The 19,023-nt window shown below is 71.1% G+C and carries 16 protein-coding genes; all 16 read left to right on the plus strand.

What is annotated here, in order from left to right:
* The first annotated feature begins 442 nt into the window (after nucleotides 1–442).
* The 16 genes from D9R12_RS09430 (at nucleotide 443) to D9R12_RS09510 (ending at nucleotide 18,978) form a co-directional block, all read left to right on the plus strand.
* Complete coding sequence (locus D9R12_RS09430) at nucleotides 443–1,276, plus strand: disulfide isomerase DsbC N-terminal domain-containing protein (protein ID WP_122230002.1); 834 nt, start codon at nucleotides 443–445, stop codon at nucleotides 1,274–1,276.
* Nucleotides 1,277–1,382: 106 nt separating this feature from the next.
* Nucleotides 1,383–5,816 carry a phosphoribosylformylglycinamidine synthase gene (purL, locus tag D9R12_RS09435; protein ID WP_122230004.1) on the plus strand — a complete coding sequence of 1,478 codons (4,434 nt, stop codon included), beginning with the start codon at nucleotides 1,383–1,385 and terminating at the stop codon, nucleotides 5,814–5,816.
* 168 nt (nucleotides 5,817–5,984) lie between these two features.
* Nucleotides 5,985–7,709 (plus strand): type II secretion system ATPase GspE, encoded by a 1,725-nt coding sequence (gene gspE / locus D9R12_RS09440; RefSeq protein ID WP_425479089.1) that lies wholly within the window; start codon nucleotides 5,985–5,987, stop codon nucleotides 7,707–7,709.
* 86 nt (nucleotides 7,710–7,795) lie between these two features.
* Complete coding sequence (locus D9R12_RS09445; protein WP_122230006.1) at nucleotides 7,796–8,134, plus strand: GIY-YIG nuclease family protein; 339 nt, start codon at nucleotides 7,796–7,798, stop codon at nucleotides 8,132–8,134.
* A gap of 43 nt (nucleotides 8,135–8,177) precedes the next feature.
* Nucleotides 8,178–9,395, plus strand: coding sequence for a type II secretion system protein XpsF (gene xpsF, locus D9R12_RS09450; protein WP_122230008.1), 1,218 nt, complete (start codon nucleotides 8,178–8,180; stop codon nucleotides 9,393–9,395).
* A gap of 50 nt (nucleotides 9,396–9,445) precedes the next feature.
* On the plus strand, nucleotides 9,446–9,883 hold the full coding sequence (gene gspG, locus D9R12_RS09455) for a type II secretion system major pseudopilin GspG (protein ID WP_122230010.1): 438 nt from the start codon (nucleotides 9,446–9,448) through the stop codon (nucleotides 9,881–9,883).
* 43 nt (nucleotides 9,884–9,926) lie between these two features.
* A complete protein-coding gene (gene xpsH, locus D9R12_RS09460; protein ID WP_425479090.1) occupies nucleotides 9,927–10,442 on the plus strand; it encodes a type II secretion system protein XpsH in 516 nt (171 codons plus the stop codon).
* An 86-nt stretch (nucleotides 10,443–10,528) separates the two neighbouring features.
* The gene (gene xpsI, locus D9R12_RS09465; protein ID WP_122230014.1) at nucleotides 10,529–10,948 is read left to right on the plus strand and encodes a type II secretion system protein XpsI; all 420 of its coding nucleotides are present in this window, start codon (nucleotides 10,529–10,531) and stop codon (nucleotides 10,946–10,948) included.
* On the plus strand, nucleotides 10,945–11,583 hold the full coding sequence (locus D9R12_RS09470) for a general secretion pathway protein GspJ (protein ID WP_014159373.1): 639 nt from the start codon (nucleotides 10,945–10,947) through the stop codon (nucleotides 11,581–11,583). The genes xpsI and D9R12_RS09470 overlap by 4 nt, the downstream gene beginning before the upstream one ends.
* The gene (locus D9R12_RS09475; RefSeq protein WP_122230016.1) at nucleotides 11,580–12,449 is read left to right on the plus strand and encodes a type II secretion system minor pseudopilin; all 870 of its coding nucleotides are present in this window, start codon (nucleotides 11,580–11,582) and stop codon (nucleotides 12,447–12,449) included. Before D9R12_RS09470 ends, D9R12_RS09475 begins: the two co-directional genes overlap by 4 nt.
* Nucleotides 12,446–13,591, plus strand: a complete 1,146-nt coding sequence (locus D9R12_RS09480; RefSeq protein WP_122230018.1) for a PilN domain-containing protein — start codon at nucleotides 12,446–12,448, stop codon at nucleotides 13,589–13,591. The genes D9R12_RS09475 and D9R12_RS09480 overlap by 4 nt, the downstream gene beginning before the upstream one ends.
* The gene (gspM, locus tag D9R12_RS09485) at nucleotides 13,581–14,216 is read left to right on the plus strand and encodes a type II secretion system protein GspM (protein ID WP_122230020.1); all 636 of its coding nucleotides are present in this window, start codon (nucleotides 13,581–13,583) and stop codon (nucleotides 14,214–14,216) included. The genes D9R12_RS09480 and gspM overlap by 11 nt, the downstream gene beginning before the upstream one ends.
* A complete protein-coding gene (locus D9R12_RS09495) occupies nucleotides 14,206–15,021 on the plus strand; it encodes a general secretion pathway protein GspN (protein WP_147475073.1) in 816 nt (271 codons plus the stop codon). The genes gspM and D9R12_RS09495 overlap by 11 nt, the downstream gene beginning before the upstream one ends.
* A gap of 9 nt (nucleotides 15,022–15,030) precedes the next feature.
* A complete protein-coding gene (gene gspD / locus D9R12_RS09500; RefSeq protein ID WP_122230026.1) occupies nucleotides 15,031–17,307 on the plus strand; it encodes a type II secretion system secretin GspD in 2,277 nt (758 codons plus the stop codon).
* Nucleotides 17,304–18,149, plus strand: coding sequence for a glycosyltransferase (locus D9R12_RS09505; RefSeq protein ID WP_122230028.1), 846 nt, complete (start codon nucleotides 17,304–17,306; stop codon nucleotides 18,147–18,149). The genes gspD and D9R12_RS09505 overlap by 4 nt, the downstream gene beginning before the upstream one ends.
* Entirely contained in the window at nucleotides 18,133–18,978 is an 846-nt protein-coding gene (locus tag D9R12_RS09510; RefSeq protein WP_122230030.1) for a glycosyltransferase family 2 protein, read from the plus strand. The genes D9R12_RS09505 and D9R12_RS09510 overlap by 17 nt, the downstream gene beginning before the upstream one ends.
* Nucleotides 18,979–19,023: the final 45 nt, after the last annotated feature.

The raw sequence follows: 19,023 nt of genomic DNA on the forward strand, positions 1-19,023 counted from the left end.
CCCCGGCCCTCTCCCCCGCGAGCGGGGGAGAGGGCCGGGGTGAGGGGGCACCGAAGCCGACCCAAGCGAGGCTGCGGGGACGTTTTCGAAGCTGGAGCCGCTGGCCGCGTTTTCGTCAGCCGCTTGCGTGAACAGCAAAGCCCCCCTCATCCGCCTTCGGCACCTTCTCCCCCGCTTGCGGGGGAGAAGGGGAGCAACAAGCCCGCCTTCGCTCCTTCTCCCCCCGCGCGCGGGGGGAGAAGGAATCGACAGCCCGGCTGTCCGCGCCTTCTCCACGCGCAGGTGGGGAGAAGGGGCTTGGGAACCACCGCCCCATCCGCCCCGCCCAGGCCCGGGTCATTCATGCCCCGTATGCGAGAATCCGCCACCAAGCCCCGTCGCGGGGCCCCGTGCCGACATGCCGCGCACATCCCGGCAGCCGCCTTCGAAACAGGAATCCCCGATGCGCCGTTTCCTGCCCTTCTTCCTGCTGGCCGGCCTGAGCCTGGGGGCCTGCGCCCAGCAGCCGCAGAACGCCGCCGCCCGGCCCGCGCCGGCCAGGCCTGCCGCCGCGCCCACCGCGCCCGCTGCCGTCGCCAGCAACGATCCGGCCGATGCCAAGGTGCGCGCCGCGCTCAGGCAGCTCAATCCGCAAGTCGAGGTGGACTACATCGGCAAGGCGCCGCTGCCGGGCTTCCGCGAGGTCATCGCCGCCGGCCAGCTGGTGTACGTCAGCGAGGACGGCAAGTACCTGCTGCAGGGCAGCCTGGTCGATATCGGCCAGCGCAAGGACCTGATGCAGGGCAGCCCGGCGCTGGCCGGGTACCGCCAGAATCTGCTCAAGTCGGTCAAGGACAGCGACAAGATCGTGTTTGCCCCGGCCAACCCCAGGTACACCGTCAATGTCTTCACCGACATCCAGTGCGGCTACTGCCGCAAGCTGCACAGCCAGATCGCCGACTACAACAAGCTGGGCATTGCGGTGGAATACCTGGCCTGGCCGCGCATGGGCCTGGGCAGCCAGGACCACAAGGACATGATCTCGGTCTGGTGCGCCGCCGACCGCAAGAAGGCCTTGACCGAGGCCAAGCAGAGTGGCCGGGTTGCCGCGCGCGACTGCACCAACCCGGTGAACATGGAATACGACATCGGCCAGCGCCTGGGCATCAGCGGGACCCCGGCGGTGTTCGCTCCGGACGGCAGCCAGATCGGCGGTTACCTGCCGCCGGCCGAGATGCGCGCGGCCCTGGACAAGCTGGCCGCGGCCGGTGCCGGCAAGCCGTCGGGCATGCCCTGACCGGCTTTTGCCCCTGCAGCCGCCCGCATCGCGAAGCCGGCCCAGCGCCGGCTTCGCTACAATCGCCGGCCCCGTTCCCACGGCATCCTCGCCACGGTTCCCGGACATGATCGTCCTCGAAGGCCAGCCGGCCTTGTCGCAGTTCCGCCGCGCGCGGCTTGAATCCCGTCTGAAGTCCCTCGCACCGATGGTGCGCATCGTGGACACCTGGCAGGTCTTCTTCATCGATCCACGGGGCGATGCCGCCCCGGACCTGGACGCGCTGCGGCGCATCCTCCAGGCCGAAGGCGCGCCGTCGGCGCCGGCCGATGGCGCGGTTTCGCGCTTTGTGGTGCCGCGCCTGGGCACCCGTTCGCCCTGGTCGAGCAAGGCCACCGAACTGGTCCGCGGCGCCGGCCTGGCCATCGCCCGGGTCGAGCACGGCACGCGCATCGACCTGGCCGGGCTGCCGGCCGATGCCGGTGCCCAGGCTGCGCTTGCCAAGCTGCTGTACGACCCGATGACCCAGTCGCTGCTGGACTCCAGCCAGGCGGCCCAGGCGCTGTTCAGCGCGCCGGCGCGCGGCCAGCTGCAGCGGGTGGCGCTGGCCGAGCTGGAAAGCGCCAACACCCGCCTGGGGCTGGCCCTGGCCCAGGACGAGATCGACTACCTGCGCAGCCGCTATGCCGAACTGGGCCGCGACCCGTCGGATGTGGAACTGATGATGTTCGCGCAGGCCAATTCCGAGCACTGCCGGCACAAGATCTTCAACGCCAGCTGGACCCTGGATGGCCGCGAGCAGGAGCGCTCGCTGTTCCAGATGATCAAGCACACCCACCAGCAGACCCCGCAGCACACGCTGAGCGCTTATAGCGACAACGCCGCGGTGGTGGCAGGGCCGCTGGCCTGCCGCTATCGCCCGGACCCGGCCAGCGGCCAGTACCGCAGCGAGCCTGCGGTCGCGTCGGCCTTCGCCATCAAGGTGGAAACCCACAACCATCCGACCGCGATCGCGCCGTTCCCCGGCGCGGCCACCGGCGCCGGCGGCGAGATCCGCGACGAAGGCGCCACCGGCCGCGGCGGCAAGCCCAAGGCCGGCCTGACCGGCTTCTCCGTCTCGCACCTGCGCATCCCGACCCTGCCGCAGCCCTGGGAAGCCCCGCGCGTGCTGAACCCGCGCATGGCCCCGGCCCTGGACATCATGCTGGACGGCCCGCTGGGCAGCGCCGCGTTCAACAACGAGTTCGGCCGGCCCAACCTGCTGGGCTATTTCCGCAGCTTCGAGCTGGCCCAAGGCCACGCGCCCGATGGAAGCGTGCTGACCCGCGCCTACGACAAGCCGATCATGCTGGCCGGTGGGCTGGGCGCGATCGACCGCAATCAGGTCCAGAAGAAGACCCTGCAGCCGGGCGATGCGGTGATCGTGCTCGGTGGCCCGGCGATGCTGATCGGGCTGGGCGGCGGCGCGGCCAGTTCGGTGGCCTCCGGCGACAGTGCCGAGGACCTGGATTTTGCCAGCGTCCAGCGCGCCAACCCGGAGATGGAGCGGCGCTGCCAGGAGGTCATCGACCGCTGCGTGGCGCTGGGCGCGGACAACCCGATCCGCTGGTTCCATGACGTCGGTGCCGGTGGCCTGTCCAACGCCATTCCCGAACTGCTGCACGACTCGGGCGTGGGCGGGGTGATCGACCTGGACCGGGTGCCCAGCGACGACCCCTCGCTCTCGCCGCTGCAGTTGTGGTGCAACGAATCGCAGGAGCGCTACGTGCTGGGCGTGCCGCAGGCGCGCCTGGCTGAATTTGCCGAGCTGTGCGCGCGCGAGCGCTGCCCGTTCGCCGCAGTCGGCGTGGTCACCGCCGAGGAGCGGCTGGTGGTGGGGTATGGCGTGCTGGGTGAGGCCGGGACTCGGGATCTGGGAGCCGGGACCCGGGACCTGGGAGCCGGGACCCGGGAAAAGCAAGAGTCCGCCGATTCTGGGGGGTCGGTCGGTCCTTTGTCTGTCGTGGCCTCTGCTTTTCCGGGTCCCGGGTCCGGCGAGCTGCCCATCGACCTGCCCATGGACGTGCTGTTCGGCAAGGCGCCCAGGATGCACCGGGACACCGCGCATCCGGCCGCGCCGCGCTGGCCCGAGCTGAAGACCGCCGCGCTGGACCTGCACCAGGCCGGCCTGCGCGTGCTGGCCCATCCGGCGGTGGCATCGAAAAGCTTCCTGGTCACCATCGGCGATCGCAGCGTCGGTGGCCTGACCGCGCGCGAGCAGATGGTCGGCCCCTGGCAGCTGCCATTGGCTGACTGCGCGATCACCCTGGCCGGGTTCGAGACCTTCGCTGGCGAGGCGATGTCCATCGGCGAACGCACGCCGCTGGCGCTGCTCGATGCCGCCGCCTCGGCGCGCATGGCCGTGGGCGAGGCGATCACCAACCTGTGCGCCGCGCCGGTGCCATCGCTGGACCGCGTCAAGCTTTCCGCCAACTGGATGGCCGCGGCCAACCACCCTGGCGAGGACGCGCTGCTGTTCGATGCGGTCCGCGCAGTGGCCATGGACCTGTGCCCGCAGCTGGAGCTGAGCATCCCGGTGGGCAAGGACTCGCTGTCGATGCAGGCGGCGTGGGGCGAGGAGGCCGGGACTCGGGACGTTGAAGCCGGGACCCGGGACCCGGGACCCGGGACCCGGGAAGAGCAAGCGCAAGCGCAAGAGCCCGTCGGCTCCGGATCGTCGGTCGCTCCCGTGTCTGCCGTTGCCTCTGCTTCTCCGGGTCCCGGGTCCCGGGTCCCGAGTCCCGGCACCCGGCAAGCGCAAGAGTTCGCCAGTCCCGATTCGTCGGTCGCTCCCGTGTCTGCCGTTGCCTCTGCTTCTCCGGGTCCCGGGTCCCGGGTCCCGGGTCCCGGCACCCGGCAAGCGCAAGAGTTCGCCAGTCCCGAGGGCTCAGTCGGTCCTTTGTCTGCCGTTGCCTCTGCTTCTCCGGGTCCCGGGTCCCGGGTCCCGGGTCCCGGCTTCAACGTCCCGAGTCCCGGCTTCAACGTCCCGGGTCCCGGCTTCAAAAGCGTCTCCCCCGTTTCCCTGGTGATCACCGCGTTCGCCCCGGTCGATGACGCGCGCACCCAGCTGACCCCGCTGCTCTCGCGCGAGCCGGACACCGAGCTGTGGCTGATCGGCCTAGGGGGCGGCAAGCAGCGCCTGGGCGGTTCGGTCCTGGCCCAGGTCCATGCCGGCGGCGAAGCGCTGCCGGCCTTCGGCGGCGACGCGCCCGACCTGGACGATCCGCAGCTGCTGCGCAATTTCTTCGAACTCATGCGCGATGCGCGTGCCTTCGGCCTGCTGCTGGCCTACCACGACCGCAGCGACGGCGGCGCCTTTGCCACGCTGTGCGAGATGGCCTTCGCCGCGCACCTGGGCCTGGACATCGCGCTCGATGCCTGGGGCGATGACGCCTTCCGCGCGCTGTTCAACGAGGAGCTCGGCGCGGTCGTGCAGATCGCCTCGGAAGACCGCGCCGCCTTCGCCGACCTGGTCGAGCGCCATGCCCTGACGCAATGCGCCCAGCGCATCGCCAGGACCAGCACCGCGCCGATGGTGCGCGTCACCCGGCAGGGCCACACCCTGGCCGAATGGCGCTGGGAACAGCTGTTCGATGCCTGGTGGTCGGTGACCCATGCCATGCAGCGCCTGCGCGACAACCCGGAAAGTGCCGACGACGAACGCCACACCGCGCGCACCTTCGCCGAGCCTGGCCTGCGGCCCAGGCTGACCTTCGACCCGGCCGAGGACGTGGCCGCGCCGTTCATCGCCACCGGCGCCCGGCCGAAGGTGGCGATCCTGCGCGAGCAGGGCGTCAACGGCCAGATCGAGATGGCCCACGCGTTCGAACGGGCCGGCTTCGATGCCTTCGACGTGCACATGAGCGACCTGGTCCAAGGCCGCATCACCCTGGACCGGTTCACCGGCCTGGTCGCCTGCGGCGGCTTCAGCTACGGCGACGTGCTCGGCGCAGGTCGCGGCTGGGCCACCTCGATCCTGGAGCGCAGCGCGCTGCGCGCGCAGTTCGCCGCGTTCTTCGCCCGCACCGACACCTTCAGCCTGGGCGTGTGCAACGGCTGCCAGATGCTGAGCCAGCTCAAGGACATCATCCCCGGCGCCGAATCCTGGCCGCGCTTCCTGCGCAATCGCAGCGAGCAGTTCGAAGCGCGCACCAGCCTGCTGGAAGTGGTCCAATCGCCCTCGGTGTTCTTGCGCGGCATGGCCGGCTCGCGCATTCCGGTCGCCGTTGCCCATGGCGAAGGCCGCGCGCAATTCGATTCACCGGTGGACCAGGCCGCCGCCCGCGTCGCGCTGCGTTTCGTCGATGGCGATGGCCAGCCGGCCTTGCGCTATCCGGCCAATCCAAACGGCTCGCCCGAGGGCATCACCGGCCTGACCAGCAGTGATGGCCGGGTCACCATCCTGATGCCGCACCCAGAGCGCAGCGCGCGCACCATCAACCTGAGCTGGTCGCCGCAAGGCTGGCCCGAGGACTCGCCGTGGCTGCGCATGTTCCGCAACGCAAGGGTGTGGTGCGGCTGATTCGACCGGACAGATCCGCAAGCCGGCGATGAGGCGGCGCGGTTCATCGCCCCGGCCCCTGCGCCACCGGCATGGGTGCCGGCTGTCTGCGCCTGGAGCGTTCCGCGGCGCCGCAGTCCGGCTGCTAAAGTGCCGGCACATGCCGACTTGGGTTTCCACGTGAACGCGGTGTCCTCATCGATCGATCGTCCGGCGCCGGAGCGCGCCGACGAACGCGTGGTCGCGGCCCTGCTGGCCAAGGGCCGGCTCAAGGACGTGGATCTGGTGCGCGCCCGGCGGCTGCAGGAGGAAACCGGCGGCAGCGTGCTGGCCCTGCTGCTGCGCCTTGGGCTGGTGTCCGAACGCGACCATGCCGAGACCAGCGCCGAGGTGCTGGGGCTGACCCTGCTGGCGGCCAGGCAGTTGCCCGACGTTGCCCCGGAACTGCCCGAGGACGTGGCGCTGTCGTTGCGCTTCCTCAAGCAGTTCCATGTCTGCCCACTGGGCGATGCCGACGGTGCGCTGAACCTGTGGGTCGCCGATCCCTGCGATGGCTATGCGGTCGATGCGGTGCGCATGGCGATCGGCCGCCCGGTGCGGGCGATGGTCGGGCTGCGCTCGGAAATCGACGACACCATCGAGCGCTGGCATGGACAGGGCCGCAGTGCGATGGGCGCGATCGTGGAGAACGCCGACGGTGACAGCAGCGGTGACCTGGACGATGTCGAACACCTGCGCGACCTGGCCTCCGAAGCACCGGTGATCCGGCTGGTCAACCTGGTGATCCAGCGCGCGGTGGAACTGCGCGCCTCGGACATCCACATCGAGCCGTTCGAAAGCCGCCTGAAGGTACGTTATCGGGTCGACGGCGTGCTGGAGGAAGGCGAAAGCCCGCCGGCCAACCTCACCGCCGCGGTGATCAGCCGCGTCAAGATCATGGCCCGGCTGAACATCGCCGAGCGGCGGCTGCCGCAGGACGGGCGCATCCAGCTGCGGGTGCAGGGCAAGGAGCTGGACCTGCGCGTGAGCACGGTGCCCACCGCCCATGGCGAGAGCGTGGTGATGCGCCTGCTGGACCGCGAGACGGTGGTGTTCGACTTCCAGCGGCTGGGCTTCACCGATGAGTTCCTGCCGCAGTTCCTGCACGTGCTGCAGCAGCCGCACGGCATCCTGCTGGTGACCGGGCCGACCGGCTCGGGCAAGACCACCACGCTGTACACCGCGCTGAGCCAGCTCAACACGTCCGACGTCAAGATCATCACCGTCGAGGATCCGGTCGAATACCAGATCGAAGGGCTCAACCAGATCCATGTGAAGCCGCAGATCGGCCTGGATTTTGCCAGCGCGCTGCGCAGCATCGTGCGCCAGGATCCGGACATCATCATGATCGGCGAAATGCGCGACCTGGAGACCGCGCGCATCGCCATCCAGTCCGCGCTCACCGGCCACCTGGTGCTGTCCACGCTGCATACCAACAACGCCGCCGGCGGCATCACCCGGCTGCTGGACATGGGCGTGGAGGACTACCTGCTGACCTCCACCATCAACGGCATCCTGGCCCAGCGCCTGGTGCGTCGGCTGGAGCCCACCCACGCCGAACGCTATCCGGCCACGCCGGAGGAAATCGCCAGGTTCGAGCTGCGCCGGTTCCAGCCCGAAGGCCAGATCACGCTGTATCGCCCGCGCGCTTCGGCGCTGGCCCCGACCGGCTACCTGGGCCGCACCACCATCACCGAGTTCCTGGTGATGGACGATCAGCTGCGCCGGGCGATCATGCGCCACGCCGGCATGGGCCAGATCGAGGCGCTGGCCCGCAAGGCCGGCATGCGCACCATGTACGAGGACGGCATCGCCAAGGCCCTGGCCGGCATGACCACCATCGAGGAAGTGCTGCGGGTGACGGAGGATGGGTGAGCGGGTCCTGATCATCCCGGCGCACGCGATGCCCGGAATCGTCATTCCCGCGAACGCGGGAATCCATGGACGTTCAAGGAAGAGCGATGGCCAAACAGCCCTGTGTCTATCTGCTGGCCAGCAATCGCAATGGCACGCTCTATGTGGGCGTGACAAGCAACCTGGTCGGCCGCACTTGGCAGCACCGGGCACATGCCGTCCAGGGGTTCACCGAGCGCCACGATATTACGCGGCTTGTCTGGTACCAGATGCACGACACGATGGAATCGGCGATTGTTCGGGAGAAGCGGATCAAGAAATGGCGACGCGCCTGGAAGCTTCAACTGATCGACGTTTTCAATCCTTCCTGGCGGGATTTATGGCCGGATATCGTTGGAGAGGTGCCAAAGGCGAACGTCCATGGATTCCCGCATTCGCGGGAATGACGGGTCGATTTTTTGCCAGACCCCGTCTGCCCAGGTCTCGCTGATGCCTCTCTACCGCTACAAGGCCCTCAACGCGCGCGGCGATGTGCTGGAGGCGCAGATGGAAGCGGCCAGCGAGGCCGAGGTGGTCGCGCGCCTGCAGGAACAGGGCCACCTGCCGATGGAGGCGAAGCTGGCCTCCGAAGGTGGCGGGCTGGGCGCATTCAAGACGCTGCTGCAGCCCAACGCGTTTGCCGGGCAGCGGCTGGTGCTGTTCACCCAGCAGCTGGCCACGCTGCTCGGCGCCGGCCAGCCGCTGGACCGCGCGCTGACGATCCTGCTGGAGCTGCCCGACGAGGACAAGGCGCGCAATACGGTGGCCGACATCCGCGAAGCGGTGCGCGGCGGTGCGCCGCTGTCCACGGCGCTGGAGCGCCAGCACGGCAGCTTCTCGCGGCTGTACATCAACATGGTCCGCGCGGGCGAGGCCGGCGGCAGCCTGCACGACACCCTGCAGCGGCTGGCCGATTACCTGGAGCGCAGCCGCGCGCTCAAGGGCCGGGTGGTCAACGCGCTGATCTATCCGGCGATCCTGCTGCTGGTGGTCGGGCTGGCGATGCTGTTCCTGCTGGGCTACGTGGTGCCGCAGTTCTCGCAGATGTACGAAAGCCTGGACGTAACGCTGCCGTGGTTCACCCGGATCGTGCTGGCGATCGGCCAGTTCGTGGCCGGCTGGTGGCTGGCGCTGGTCGTGATCCCGGCGGCGCTGGTGCTGTGGGCCGAGCGCAAGCGCCGCGACACGGCTTTCCGCGACCGCTTCGATGCGTGGATCCTGCAGCGCAGGCTGATCGGGCCGTTGCTCGCGCGGCTGGAAACCGCGCGCCTGGCCCGCACCCTGGGCACGCTGCTGCGCAACGGCGTGCCGTTGCTGGGGGCGCTGGGCATCGCCGGCAAGGTGCTGGGCAACCGGGCGCTGGCGGCCGATGTCCAGGGCGCGGCCGATGCGGTCAAGAACGGCCGCGCGCTGTCCGCCTCGCTGGGCGCCGGCAAGCGCTTTCCGCGCCTGGCGCTGCAGATGATCCAGGTCGGCGAGGAGTCCGGCGCGCTGGACACGATGCTGCTCAAGACCGCCGACACCTTCGAGGCGCAGACCGCACAGGCGCTGGACCGCATGCTGGCCGCGCTGGTGCCGGCGGTGACCCTGGTGCTGGCGGCGGTGGTGGGTGCGGTCATCATCGCCGTGTTGGTGCCGCTGTACGATCTGGCCGGCGCCATCAACTGATTTGTCGAAACCTTTCCCCCGCACCCGCAACACGTAATGGAAGATCGCACATGCACGACCGACGTTCCTTCTCGCCACGGCCCGCACGCGCCGCCCAGGCCGGCTTCACCCTGATGGAAATCATCGTGGTGGTGATCCTGATCGGCGGCATCGTCGCCTTTGCCGCCAGCCGCATCCTGGGCAACGCCGACCGCGCCAAGGTCAACCTGGCCCGCGCCCAGGTGCAGACCGTGGCCGAGAAGATCCAGCAGTTCGAGATGGACACTGGCCGTCTGCCCGGTGCGCTGGATGAACTGGTCAGCGCCCCGGGCGATGCCGGTGGCTGGCTGGGTCCGTATGCCAAGCAGACCGAGCTGAAGGATCCCTGGAACCACCCCTACCAGTACGCGGTGCCCGGCCAGGATGGCCCGTTCGACCTGATCAGCCTGGGCAAGGACGGACAGCCCGGCGGTGACAGCGTCAACGCCGATATCCGGTACCAGCACTGAGCACGGCATGGCCCGCCGCGCGCCCTGGCCCGGCCCTCCCGCGGTGCGGGCTTTCAGTCCGGCGCTCGCGCACGGCCCGCGCGCGTCCAGCCGGCCGCGCGCAGGCGCCACCCGGCATTCCGGCTTCACCCTGATCGAGGTGCTGGTGGTGGTCGCCCTGATCGCGCTGATCGGCACGATGACGGCGGTGGCCATGAGCGGCGGCCTGCAGGGCATGCGCCTGCGTTCTGCTGCCAAGGAGATCGCCACGCAGCTGCGCTTCACCCGCGCCCAGGCCATCGCCAGCGGCCAGCCGCAGCGCCTGGTGATCAATCCGTCCGGACACCTGTACGCCGCACCCGGCAGGCGCAACGGGCGGATTCCACAGGAGCTGGGCATCGCCTTCTACGGCGCGCGCCAGGCCAGCGCGCAGGCCGGCGAGGGCGCGATCGTGTTCTATCCAGACGGCGCTTCCACCGGTGGCCGCATCGAGCTGTCGGCCAGGCAGGCGGTGCGCCGGATCAGCGTGGCCTGGCTGACCGGCGAGGTGCGGCTGGAGACGCCGGGGCCGGCGCCGTGATGCGGCGCGACTTCGGCCGCGGACTCGTGAAGGCTTGCGGTGCAAAGGCCTGCGCCCCCGGGGGCCGTGCGCGTGCCCGTGCGTCATTGGCCCGGCAGCGCGGCTTCACCCTGATCGAAGTGGTGGTCGCCTTCGCCCTGCTGGCGCTGGCACTGACCCTGTTGCTGGGCTCGCTGTCCGGGGCGGCGCGGCAGATCCAGCGCGCCAACCTGTCCGGGCGCGCGGCCCTGCACGCGCAGACGCTGCTGGCCCAGGTCGGCGCCGGCAGCGCGCCGGTGCCGGGCCATGACGAAGGCGACCTGGAGCAGGGCCGCTACCACTGGACCCTGGACATCGAACCCTGGACCGACCCGCAGCGCGCGGACACCGCCCTGACCGGACCCGCCGCCACGCGCCTGCTGGAAGTGCAGCTGACCGTGGCCTGGGGCAGCGGCGCGGGCGAACGCCTGCAGTGGCGCAGCCTGCGCCTGGTCGCGCCGCAGGGCACGCCGGGGGCCGCGCCATGAGGCGCCACGCCCAGGGCTTCACCCTGATGGAAATCCTGCTGGCCACGCTGCTGCTGGCGGCAGGGCTGGCGGTGGGCTTTGCGACCCTGCGCGCGGCCACCGCGATGGTCCATCGCGGCGAACTCATTGCTGCGCGCAACGAGCGCCTGCGCGCGGTGCAGGGCTTCCTGCGCAGCCACCTGGCTTCGGCCCAGGCGATCGCCTATGAAATGGACGACGAACACGGCATTGCCAGCCGCTTCGCCGGCACGCCCACGACGATGCGCTTCGTGGCCGACCTGCCCGATTACCTGGGCCGCGGCGGGCCCTACCTGCACGATGTCCGGGCGGTCGAGGACGGCAGCCGCCTGCAGGTGGACCTGGCGATGGTGCAGGCCGGGCGCACCGTGGCCGAGCCCGGCTCGCCGCGGCCGCCGGAGCTGTTGGCCGATGGGCTGGAGTCGGTGCGCTTCCGCTACCGCGGGCTGGACCCGGACGCCGCCAGGCTGGGCCCGTGGCAGGACGGCTGGAGCCAGGTCGAGACCCTGCCGGTGCAGGTGTCCATCCAGATCGAAGCGGCCGATGGCACGCGCTGGCCGGACATGGTCGTGACCCTGGCCCAGGGCAACGGCAGCAGCCACCAGGTCGCCCCGTGAGCCGGGCGGGCCTGGTCGCGCCGGGCGCCCAGCGCGGGGTGGCGCTGCTGCTGGTGGTGTGGCTGATCGCGCTGCTGACCGCGCTGATCGGCGCCTTTGCCATCTCCGCGCGGGTCGAGTCGCTGCAGGGCCGGGTGCTGGCCCAGGGCAGCGTGGTCCAGCAGATCGCCCGCGCCGGGCTGGAATATGCCCTGCAACGCGTGGCCGACCCCGACCCCGGCAGCCGCTGGACCCCCGATGGCCGGCCCTACGCCTGGCAGTACGCCGGCAGCCAGGTGCAGGTGCAGCTGGTGGACGAATCGGGCAAGGTCGATCTGAACCAGGCCGACGCCCAGATCCTGTCCAGCCTGCTGCGCGCGGTGGGCGTGGAGGCGGGCCAGGCCCAGCAGCTGGCTGGCGCCGCAGTGGACTGGCGCGACAGCGACGCGCTGTCCCAGGTGGCCGGCGGTGCCGAGGACCCGGACTATGCCGCCGCCGGCCTGCCGTACGGGGCCAAGGATGCGCCGTACGAATCGGTGGCCGAGGTCGAACAGGTGCTGGGCTGGACGCCGCAGCTCTACGCCAGGGTCCGCGCCTACCTGACCATCTACGCAGGCCGCGGCCGGCCCGATCCCCGCTATGCACAAGCTCCGGTGCTGACCGCGCTGGGCCTGGACCCCGGCCTGGTGCTGGCCCAGCGCCAGGGCAGCATCGGCCAGCCGGCGCTCGTGGGCCAGGGCACCGGCACGTATAGTATCCAGAGCCGCGCACGCACCCCCGATGGCCGCCAGGCGGTGCTGCGGGCGGTGGTGCGGGCCGGGGGCGGGCCCACACCGGGTTCGATGTACACCACGCTGCGCTGGGAGGAAGGTTGGGAGCCCCGATGACGACACCGCGCGCCGGCACGGCTGTGCTGCCGGGCCTGGGGCGCTGGCTGGGCGCTGCCGGCCGCTTCCTTTCCTGGTGGCGCGATGCGCTGGCCAGCTGGCTGCCGTCGCGCTGGCGCGTGTTGTTCGGGCTGGCCGCCGAGCGCCTGCTGCTGGTCCCGCAGGACGACCAGGTGGCGCTGCTGCGGGCCGGCCAGGCCGGGCTGGAACCGCTGGCCACTGTGCCCCTGCCGTTGACCACCGCCGATCTGGACGCAGTGCTGTCACCGCGCCTGGCCGGCCTGCCGCGCTGGAGCCTGCTGCCGGCCGTGCAGGTGCTGCGCCGTCCGCTGCTGCTGCCCGCCGCCGCCGCCGAGCGCCTGCGCCAGGTCGTCGGCTTCGAGATCGACCGCCAGACCCCGTTTACCGCCGAGGCGGTGTACTTCGACGCCCGCCTCACCCGGCGCCGGCCCGATGGCCAGATCGAGGCCGAACTGGTGGTCGTGCGCCGCCAGGGCGTGGACCGCGCGCTGGAGGCCCTGGGCCCCCTCGCCGCGGGCCTGGCCGGACTGGATGTCGCCGATGCGCACGGCCAGCCGCTGGGGGTGAACCTGCTGCCGCCGGCCGGGCGCGTGCGTGGCGCCGGTCCGGCCCGTCGCTGGAACCTGGTTGCGGCCGTGGTGGCGGTGCTGGCGCTGGCCTTCGCCGGCTGGCAGGTGCTGGCCAACCGCCGCGCCGCCGCCGATGCCTTCGCCGCACAGGTCGAACGCAGCGCTGCCCGCGCCCGCGAGGTCGCCGCCAAGCGCCAGCAGCTGGTCGATCTGGTCGAAGGCGCGAAGTTCCTGCAGGCCCGGCGCGCCGCGCGCCCGACCACCATCGAGGTGCTGGACGAACTGACCCGGCTGCTGCCCGACAGCACCTACCTGGAGAAAGTCTCGATCGAAGGCGATCGGCTGCTGCTGATCGGCCTGAGTCCGCAGGCGCCGGGCCTGGTCAAGGTGCTGGAAGGCTCCAGGCTGTGGACCTCGCCGGCGCTGACCGGCGCGTTGCAGATGGATCGCCGGACCCGCCTGGACCGGTTCAGCATGACCGCCCAGCTGGCCGGTCCCAAGCCGCCTTCCAACACTGCCCCGGCCGCGCGCAGGAATGCCAATGCCGGCTAGGCGCGCAGGCCGGGACCGCTGGCTGGCACTGGGCCTGCTGCTGGCCGCGCTGGCGCTGGCCTATCTGGTCCTGGTCCACCCGTGGTGGACCGTGCCGATGCGCGCGCTCGGCGCCCGCATCGAGGCCTTGCAGCAGCGTGAGCTGCGGGTGCGCACCCAGCTGCAGCAGCGCCCGCAGGTCGAACGCCAGCTCGCCGCCGCCCAGGCTGCACTGGGCAAGCAGCCGGGCTTTCTGTCCGAACCCTCGGCCGAGCTGGCCACCGCCGCGCTGACCCAGCGCCTGGAAACGGTGGTCGGCCAGGCCAGCCCCGGCAACCGCAGCTGCGCCATCACCAACCGCTCGCCGTTCCCGGCCGGCGGCGGCGAGCGTTTTCCGCGCGTGGTGGTCCAGGTGACCCTGCGCTGCGGCGTGCCGGAAACCGCCGCGGTCCTGCATGCGCTGGAATCGGGCAGCCCGCGCCTGTTCGTGGACAACCTCAACATCCTGGCGCAGAGCTTCAACTTCCGCACGCCCAATGCCCCCGATTCCGCCGGAGGACTGAACGTGAGCTTCGACCTGTCCGGTTATCTGAACCCTTCCGCTGCCGCGCCCACGCCGGCCCGCGCAGGTGCGCATGCGCAGTGAATCGCTCGGCCCGCGCACCTGGCTGCTGCTGGCGGTGGCGGGCTGGTCGGTGCTGACGGCCGTGCTGGCGCTGGCCGGCATGGGCAGCCGGATCGTGCCGCTGGCCGACGACCCGGCGCTGGTCCAGGCGCTGCCGGCCCTGCCCAGGCCGGCGCCGGAACGGCTGGGACCGCTGCAGCAATATTCGGAGATCGTGCGCCGCCCGGTGTTTGCCGCTGACCGCCAGCCACACGATTTCTTCCTGGAAGGCCAGGGTGGCGAGCAGGCCGGCAAGGGCTTCGACTACGTGCTGACCAGCGTGCTGATCACCCCGCGCGTGCGCCTGGCGATCCTGCAGTCGCCGGGTCAGGGCGGTCCGGCCTCGGCGGTACGGGTCAGGCTGGGCGATGCGCCGCCGGCTGCTCCGGCCTGGCACCTGACCGCACTGGAGCCACGCCGGGCGGTGTTCGAAGGCCCCGAAGGCCGGCGCACGCTGGAACTGCGGGTATTCGACGGCCAGGGCGGGCAGCCGCCGACCCGGCTGGCCGGGGCCCAGCCGCAGGGCCAACGGCCAGCGCAGAGCGGGCCGGGTGCGGCCACCCCGGCCGCTGGCGCGGGCAGCGCGCAGACGCCGCCGCGCGAGCGGCCCTCGCCCTCGGACACCCAGGTGCGTGGCGCGCCGCCGGCGGCCAATCCCGATGCCGCCGAGCCAGCGCCGGCGCTGACCACCGAGCAGCAGATGCAGGCCATCCGCGAACGCATCCAGGCCCGCCGCCGGCAGATGCGCGAACAACAGAACTCCGGTGCGCCGGAAACGACCAAGTAGAGTGAGGACATGACGTCACGCCCCACCATCCTCATCGGCCTCCTGCTGGCCCTGTTGGCCGGCTGCGCCAGCGCGCCGGTGCCCACCGTGCAGCGCCAGGGCAATGTCGCCAATCCCGAGGCCCGTGCAGGCGCCGCGCAGACCGCGCCGCTTGAATCGGCCGAACCGCCGGTGACCGGGCCGCAGGCGCAGATCCGCCGCGGCAGCGGCCAGGTGATCAACCGCAGCGCCGCCGCGTCCGCGCCGCCGGCACCGGCCGCTGCCAGCAACGGCAGCGCCACCTTCAATTTCGAAGGCGAATCGCTGCAGGCGGTGGTCAAGGCGATCCTGGGCGACATGCTGGGCCAGAACTACGTCATCGCGCCCGGCGTGCAGGGCACGGTGACCCTGGCCACGCCGCGTCCGGTGTCGCCGGCGCAGGCGCTGTCGCTGCTGGAGCAGGTGCTGGGCTGGAACAACGCGCGCCTGGTCTATGCCGAGGGCCGCTACAACATCGTCCCGGCCGACCAGGCCCTGGCCGGTACCGTGGCGCCGCGTTCGGGCGGTGCCGGCAACGCGCGCGGCTACGAGGTGCGGGTGGTGCCGCTGCGGTTCATCGCGGCCAACGAGATGAAGAAGATCCTGGAGCCGTACGCGCGGCCCGACGCAGTCATCGCCACCGATCCCACCCGCAACATCATCACCCTGGGCGGTTCGCGCAGCGAGCTGGAAAACTACCTGCGCACCGTGCAGATCTTCGACGTGGACTGGCTGGCGGGCATGTCGGTGGGCGTGTTCCCGCTGGAGACCGGGCAGGCCACCAAGGTGGTGTCCGACCTTGAAAAGGTCTTCGGCGAGGCCAGCAAGACGCCCAGCGCCGGCATGTTCCGGTTCATGCCGCTGGAAGGGGCCAACGCGGTGATGGTGATCACCCCGCAGGCGGCCTACCTGGACCAGATCCGCGACTGGCTGGAGCGCATCGACAATGCCGGCGACAGCCCGCGGCTGTTTTCGTATGAGCTCAAATACATCAAGGCGCGCGACCTGGCGCAAAGGCTGGCCGAGGTGTTCGGCAGTGGCGGTGGTCGCAACGACGGCAATGCCGGCACGACCCTGGCGCCGGGTGCGATCGGCGCTTCGCTGACTTCCAGCGGCATCGGCGAAAGCGGCAGCACGCTGCAGTTCGGCAGCCGTTCGGGCGCGTCCGGCCTGGACAATGCTGGCCCGGACAGCGGGCTTGGCAATGCAATGTCGACCGGAGCGGGTTCGGGCATCGGGGGCAGTGGCGGCGATCTGGCGCTGAGCCAGCGCCAGGAAGGCAACGGCGCGGTCACCCTGGAAGTGGAAGGCAACAAGGTGGGGGTGGCCGCGGTGGAGGAAACCAACTCCCTGCTGGTGCGTGCCAGCGGCACCGCCTGGCGCTCGATCCGCGAGGTGATCGACAAGCTCGATGTCATGCCGATGCAGGTCCACATCGAGGCGCAGGTGGCCGAGGTCAACCTGACTGGCGATCTGCGGTACGGGGTGAACTGGTATTTCGAGCAGGCGGTCAACGCGCCGCTCACCGGCGATGCCAGCAGTGTGATCGGCAACGGCGCCGGCCTGCCCAGCGCCGCCGGCCGCGATATCTGGGGCGATCTGGCCGGCACGGTGGGCAGCGGCGGTCTGGGCTGGACCTTCCTGGGCAAGAATGCCGCCGCGGTGATCCAGGCCCTGGACGAGGTGACCGACCTGCGCATCCTGCAGACCCCGTCGGTGTTCGTGCGCAACAATGCCGAGGCCGAGTTGAAGGTCGGTACCCAGATTCCGGTGAACTCCTATTCGGTCAGCGCCGGCATCGGCGTGGACACCTACAGCCAGGTCCAGTACCTGGACACCGGCGTGATCCTCAAGGTGCGCCCGCGGGTGACCAGGGACGGCACGGTGTTCATGGAGATCGCGCAGGAAGTCAGTTCCCCCGGTGCTGCGCCGGCCAACTGCAACGCCGCCGTCTCCGCCTGCAACGTCCCGATCAACACCCGCTTTGTCAGGACCGAGGCAGCCGTGCAGAGCGGCGACACCATCATGCTGGCCGGCCTGATCAGCGATTCCACCGAAGACGGCTCCTCCGGCGTGCCCTATCTGAGCAAACTTCCGGTCATCGGCGGCCTGTTCGGTTCCAGGACCCAGAGCACGGACCGGCAGGAAGTCATCGTCCTGCTCACGCCCACCATCGTGCGCAACCCGCAGGAAGCACGCAACCTCACCGACGAATACAGCCAGCAGTTCCGCGCGATGGAACCGTTGAATCCGCCGAAGGACAAGTGAGCCCGGTTCCTGCCGACGCGCTGCCCGTGGTGCTGCTGCCGGTCGGGGTGGACGAGGCCGCGCTCGATGCGTGCCTGGCCGCGCTCGACGCCGCCACGCCGGCCGGCACCCAGGTGTGGCTGGCCGACGATGCGCAGAGCGGGCCGCGCGGCCGCGCACTGATCGAGCGCTGGCTGGGCCGGACCCGGCTCAAGGCCGACTACACGCGCCGGCCCGCGCCGCTGGGCGAAGTGGCGCACCTGGATGAAATGCTCGCCGCCTGTGCCGGCCTGGATGTGGTGGTGCTGGCGCCCGATGCGCAGCCGCTGCCGGGTTGGCTGGTGCAGCTGGCCGGCTGCCTGGCCAGCGATGCGTCCATCGCCACCGCCACCCCCTGGTGCAATGCCGGCGAAACGGCTGCCTGGCCGCGCCTGGGCGAAGTGGACCAGCCGCCGGCCGACCGGCAGCGCACCGCGCAGGCCTGCGCGGCGATGCCGGCCACCTATCCCGAGTTGCCCGCCGCGGTCAGCCATGCCGTGGCCCTGCGTGGCCGCGCGCGTGCGCGTGCCGGCGGCCTGGACCAGCACAGTTACCGCAGCGGGTATGCGGCACTGATCGACCTGTCACTGCGTCTGTCCGGGCTGGGCTGGCGCAACGTGCTGTGCCAGACCGCCTTCGTCGCCCGCGCCGGCGAAGGCGGCCCGGCCGATGGCGACCTGGACGCGCTGGCCGCGCGCTGGCCGGACTGGAACGCGCGCCTGGCGCGCTTCCTGATGGAGGACCCCTTGCAACAGGCCCGCGTCCGCCTGCAGGCATGCCACGCCCGGCTTGTGATGGAACCGCAGCGTGAACTGTTCGGCTGAGGGCGGCATCGCCGCGGTGGTGGTGACCCACCAGAGCGCTTCGACCATCGAGGCCTGCCTCACCCGGCTGCGCGCCGCCCAGGGCGTGGTCCAGATCCGGGTGGTCGACAACGGCTCCGATGACGGCACCCTGGCGCTGGTCCAGCGCCACGCCGCACGCGATCGGCGCGTGCGTTTCATCGCCAATCCGGACAACCCCGGCTTTTCGGTGGGCTGCAACCAGGGCGCGGCCGATGCGTCGGCGCCGTGGCTGGCCTTTGTCAATCCCGACCTGATGGTCGAAGCCGACACCCTGGCGCGCCTGCGCGCGCACGCCCAGGCCCTGCATCCGGTGCTGCTGGGCGTGGACCTGATCGACGCGGACGGCCAGCGCGACAGCGCCGCGCGCCGCCGCGACCCGGACTTCGGCGCGATGCTGCGCAGCCCCGGCCAGGGCGGCCAGCTGGGCGTGCCGGTGGACGACTCCCGGGCGGTGCAGGACGTGCAGGCAGCCTCCGGCGCGCTGATGTTCATCGCCCGCGGCTTGTTCGATGCGCTGGGCGGCTTCGACCCCGGCTACCGGCTGCATGCCGAGGACCTGGACCTGTGCCGGCGCGCGCGCCTGGCCGGGGCCCGGGTGGCGGTGGCCAACGACGTGTCCGTGCTGCACCTGCGCGGGGTGTCCAGCGCTGCGCGGCCGCTGTTCGTGGAATGGCACAAGCATCGTGGCCTGTGGCGTTACTTTTGCAGGTTCGAAGCCGCGCAGCGCGCGCTGCCGGTCCGCATCGGCGTGTGGGCCGCGATCTGGGCGCATTTCGTCCTGGCTGCGATGCAGCGTCTGCTGCGCTGACCTAAGCCCGTGTGGCTCGGGCAGGCCAGGCCGCGCGCATAATGC

The organism is Pseudoxanthomonas spadix, from assembly GCF_003703395.1.
Classification (GTDB): Bacteria; Pseudomonadota; Gammaproteobacteria; order Xanthomonadales; family Xanthomonadaceae; genus Pseudoxanthomonas_A; species Pseudoxanthomonas_A spadix.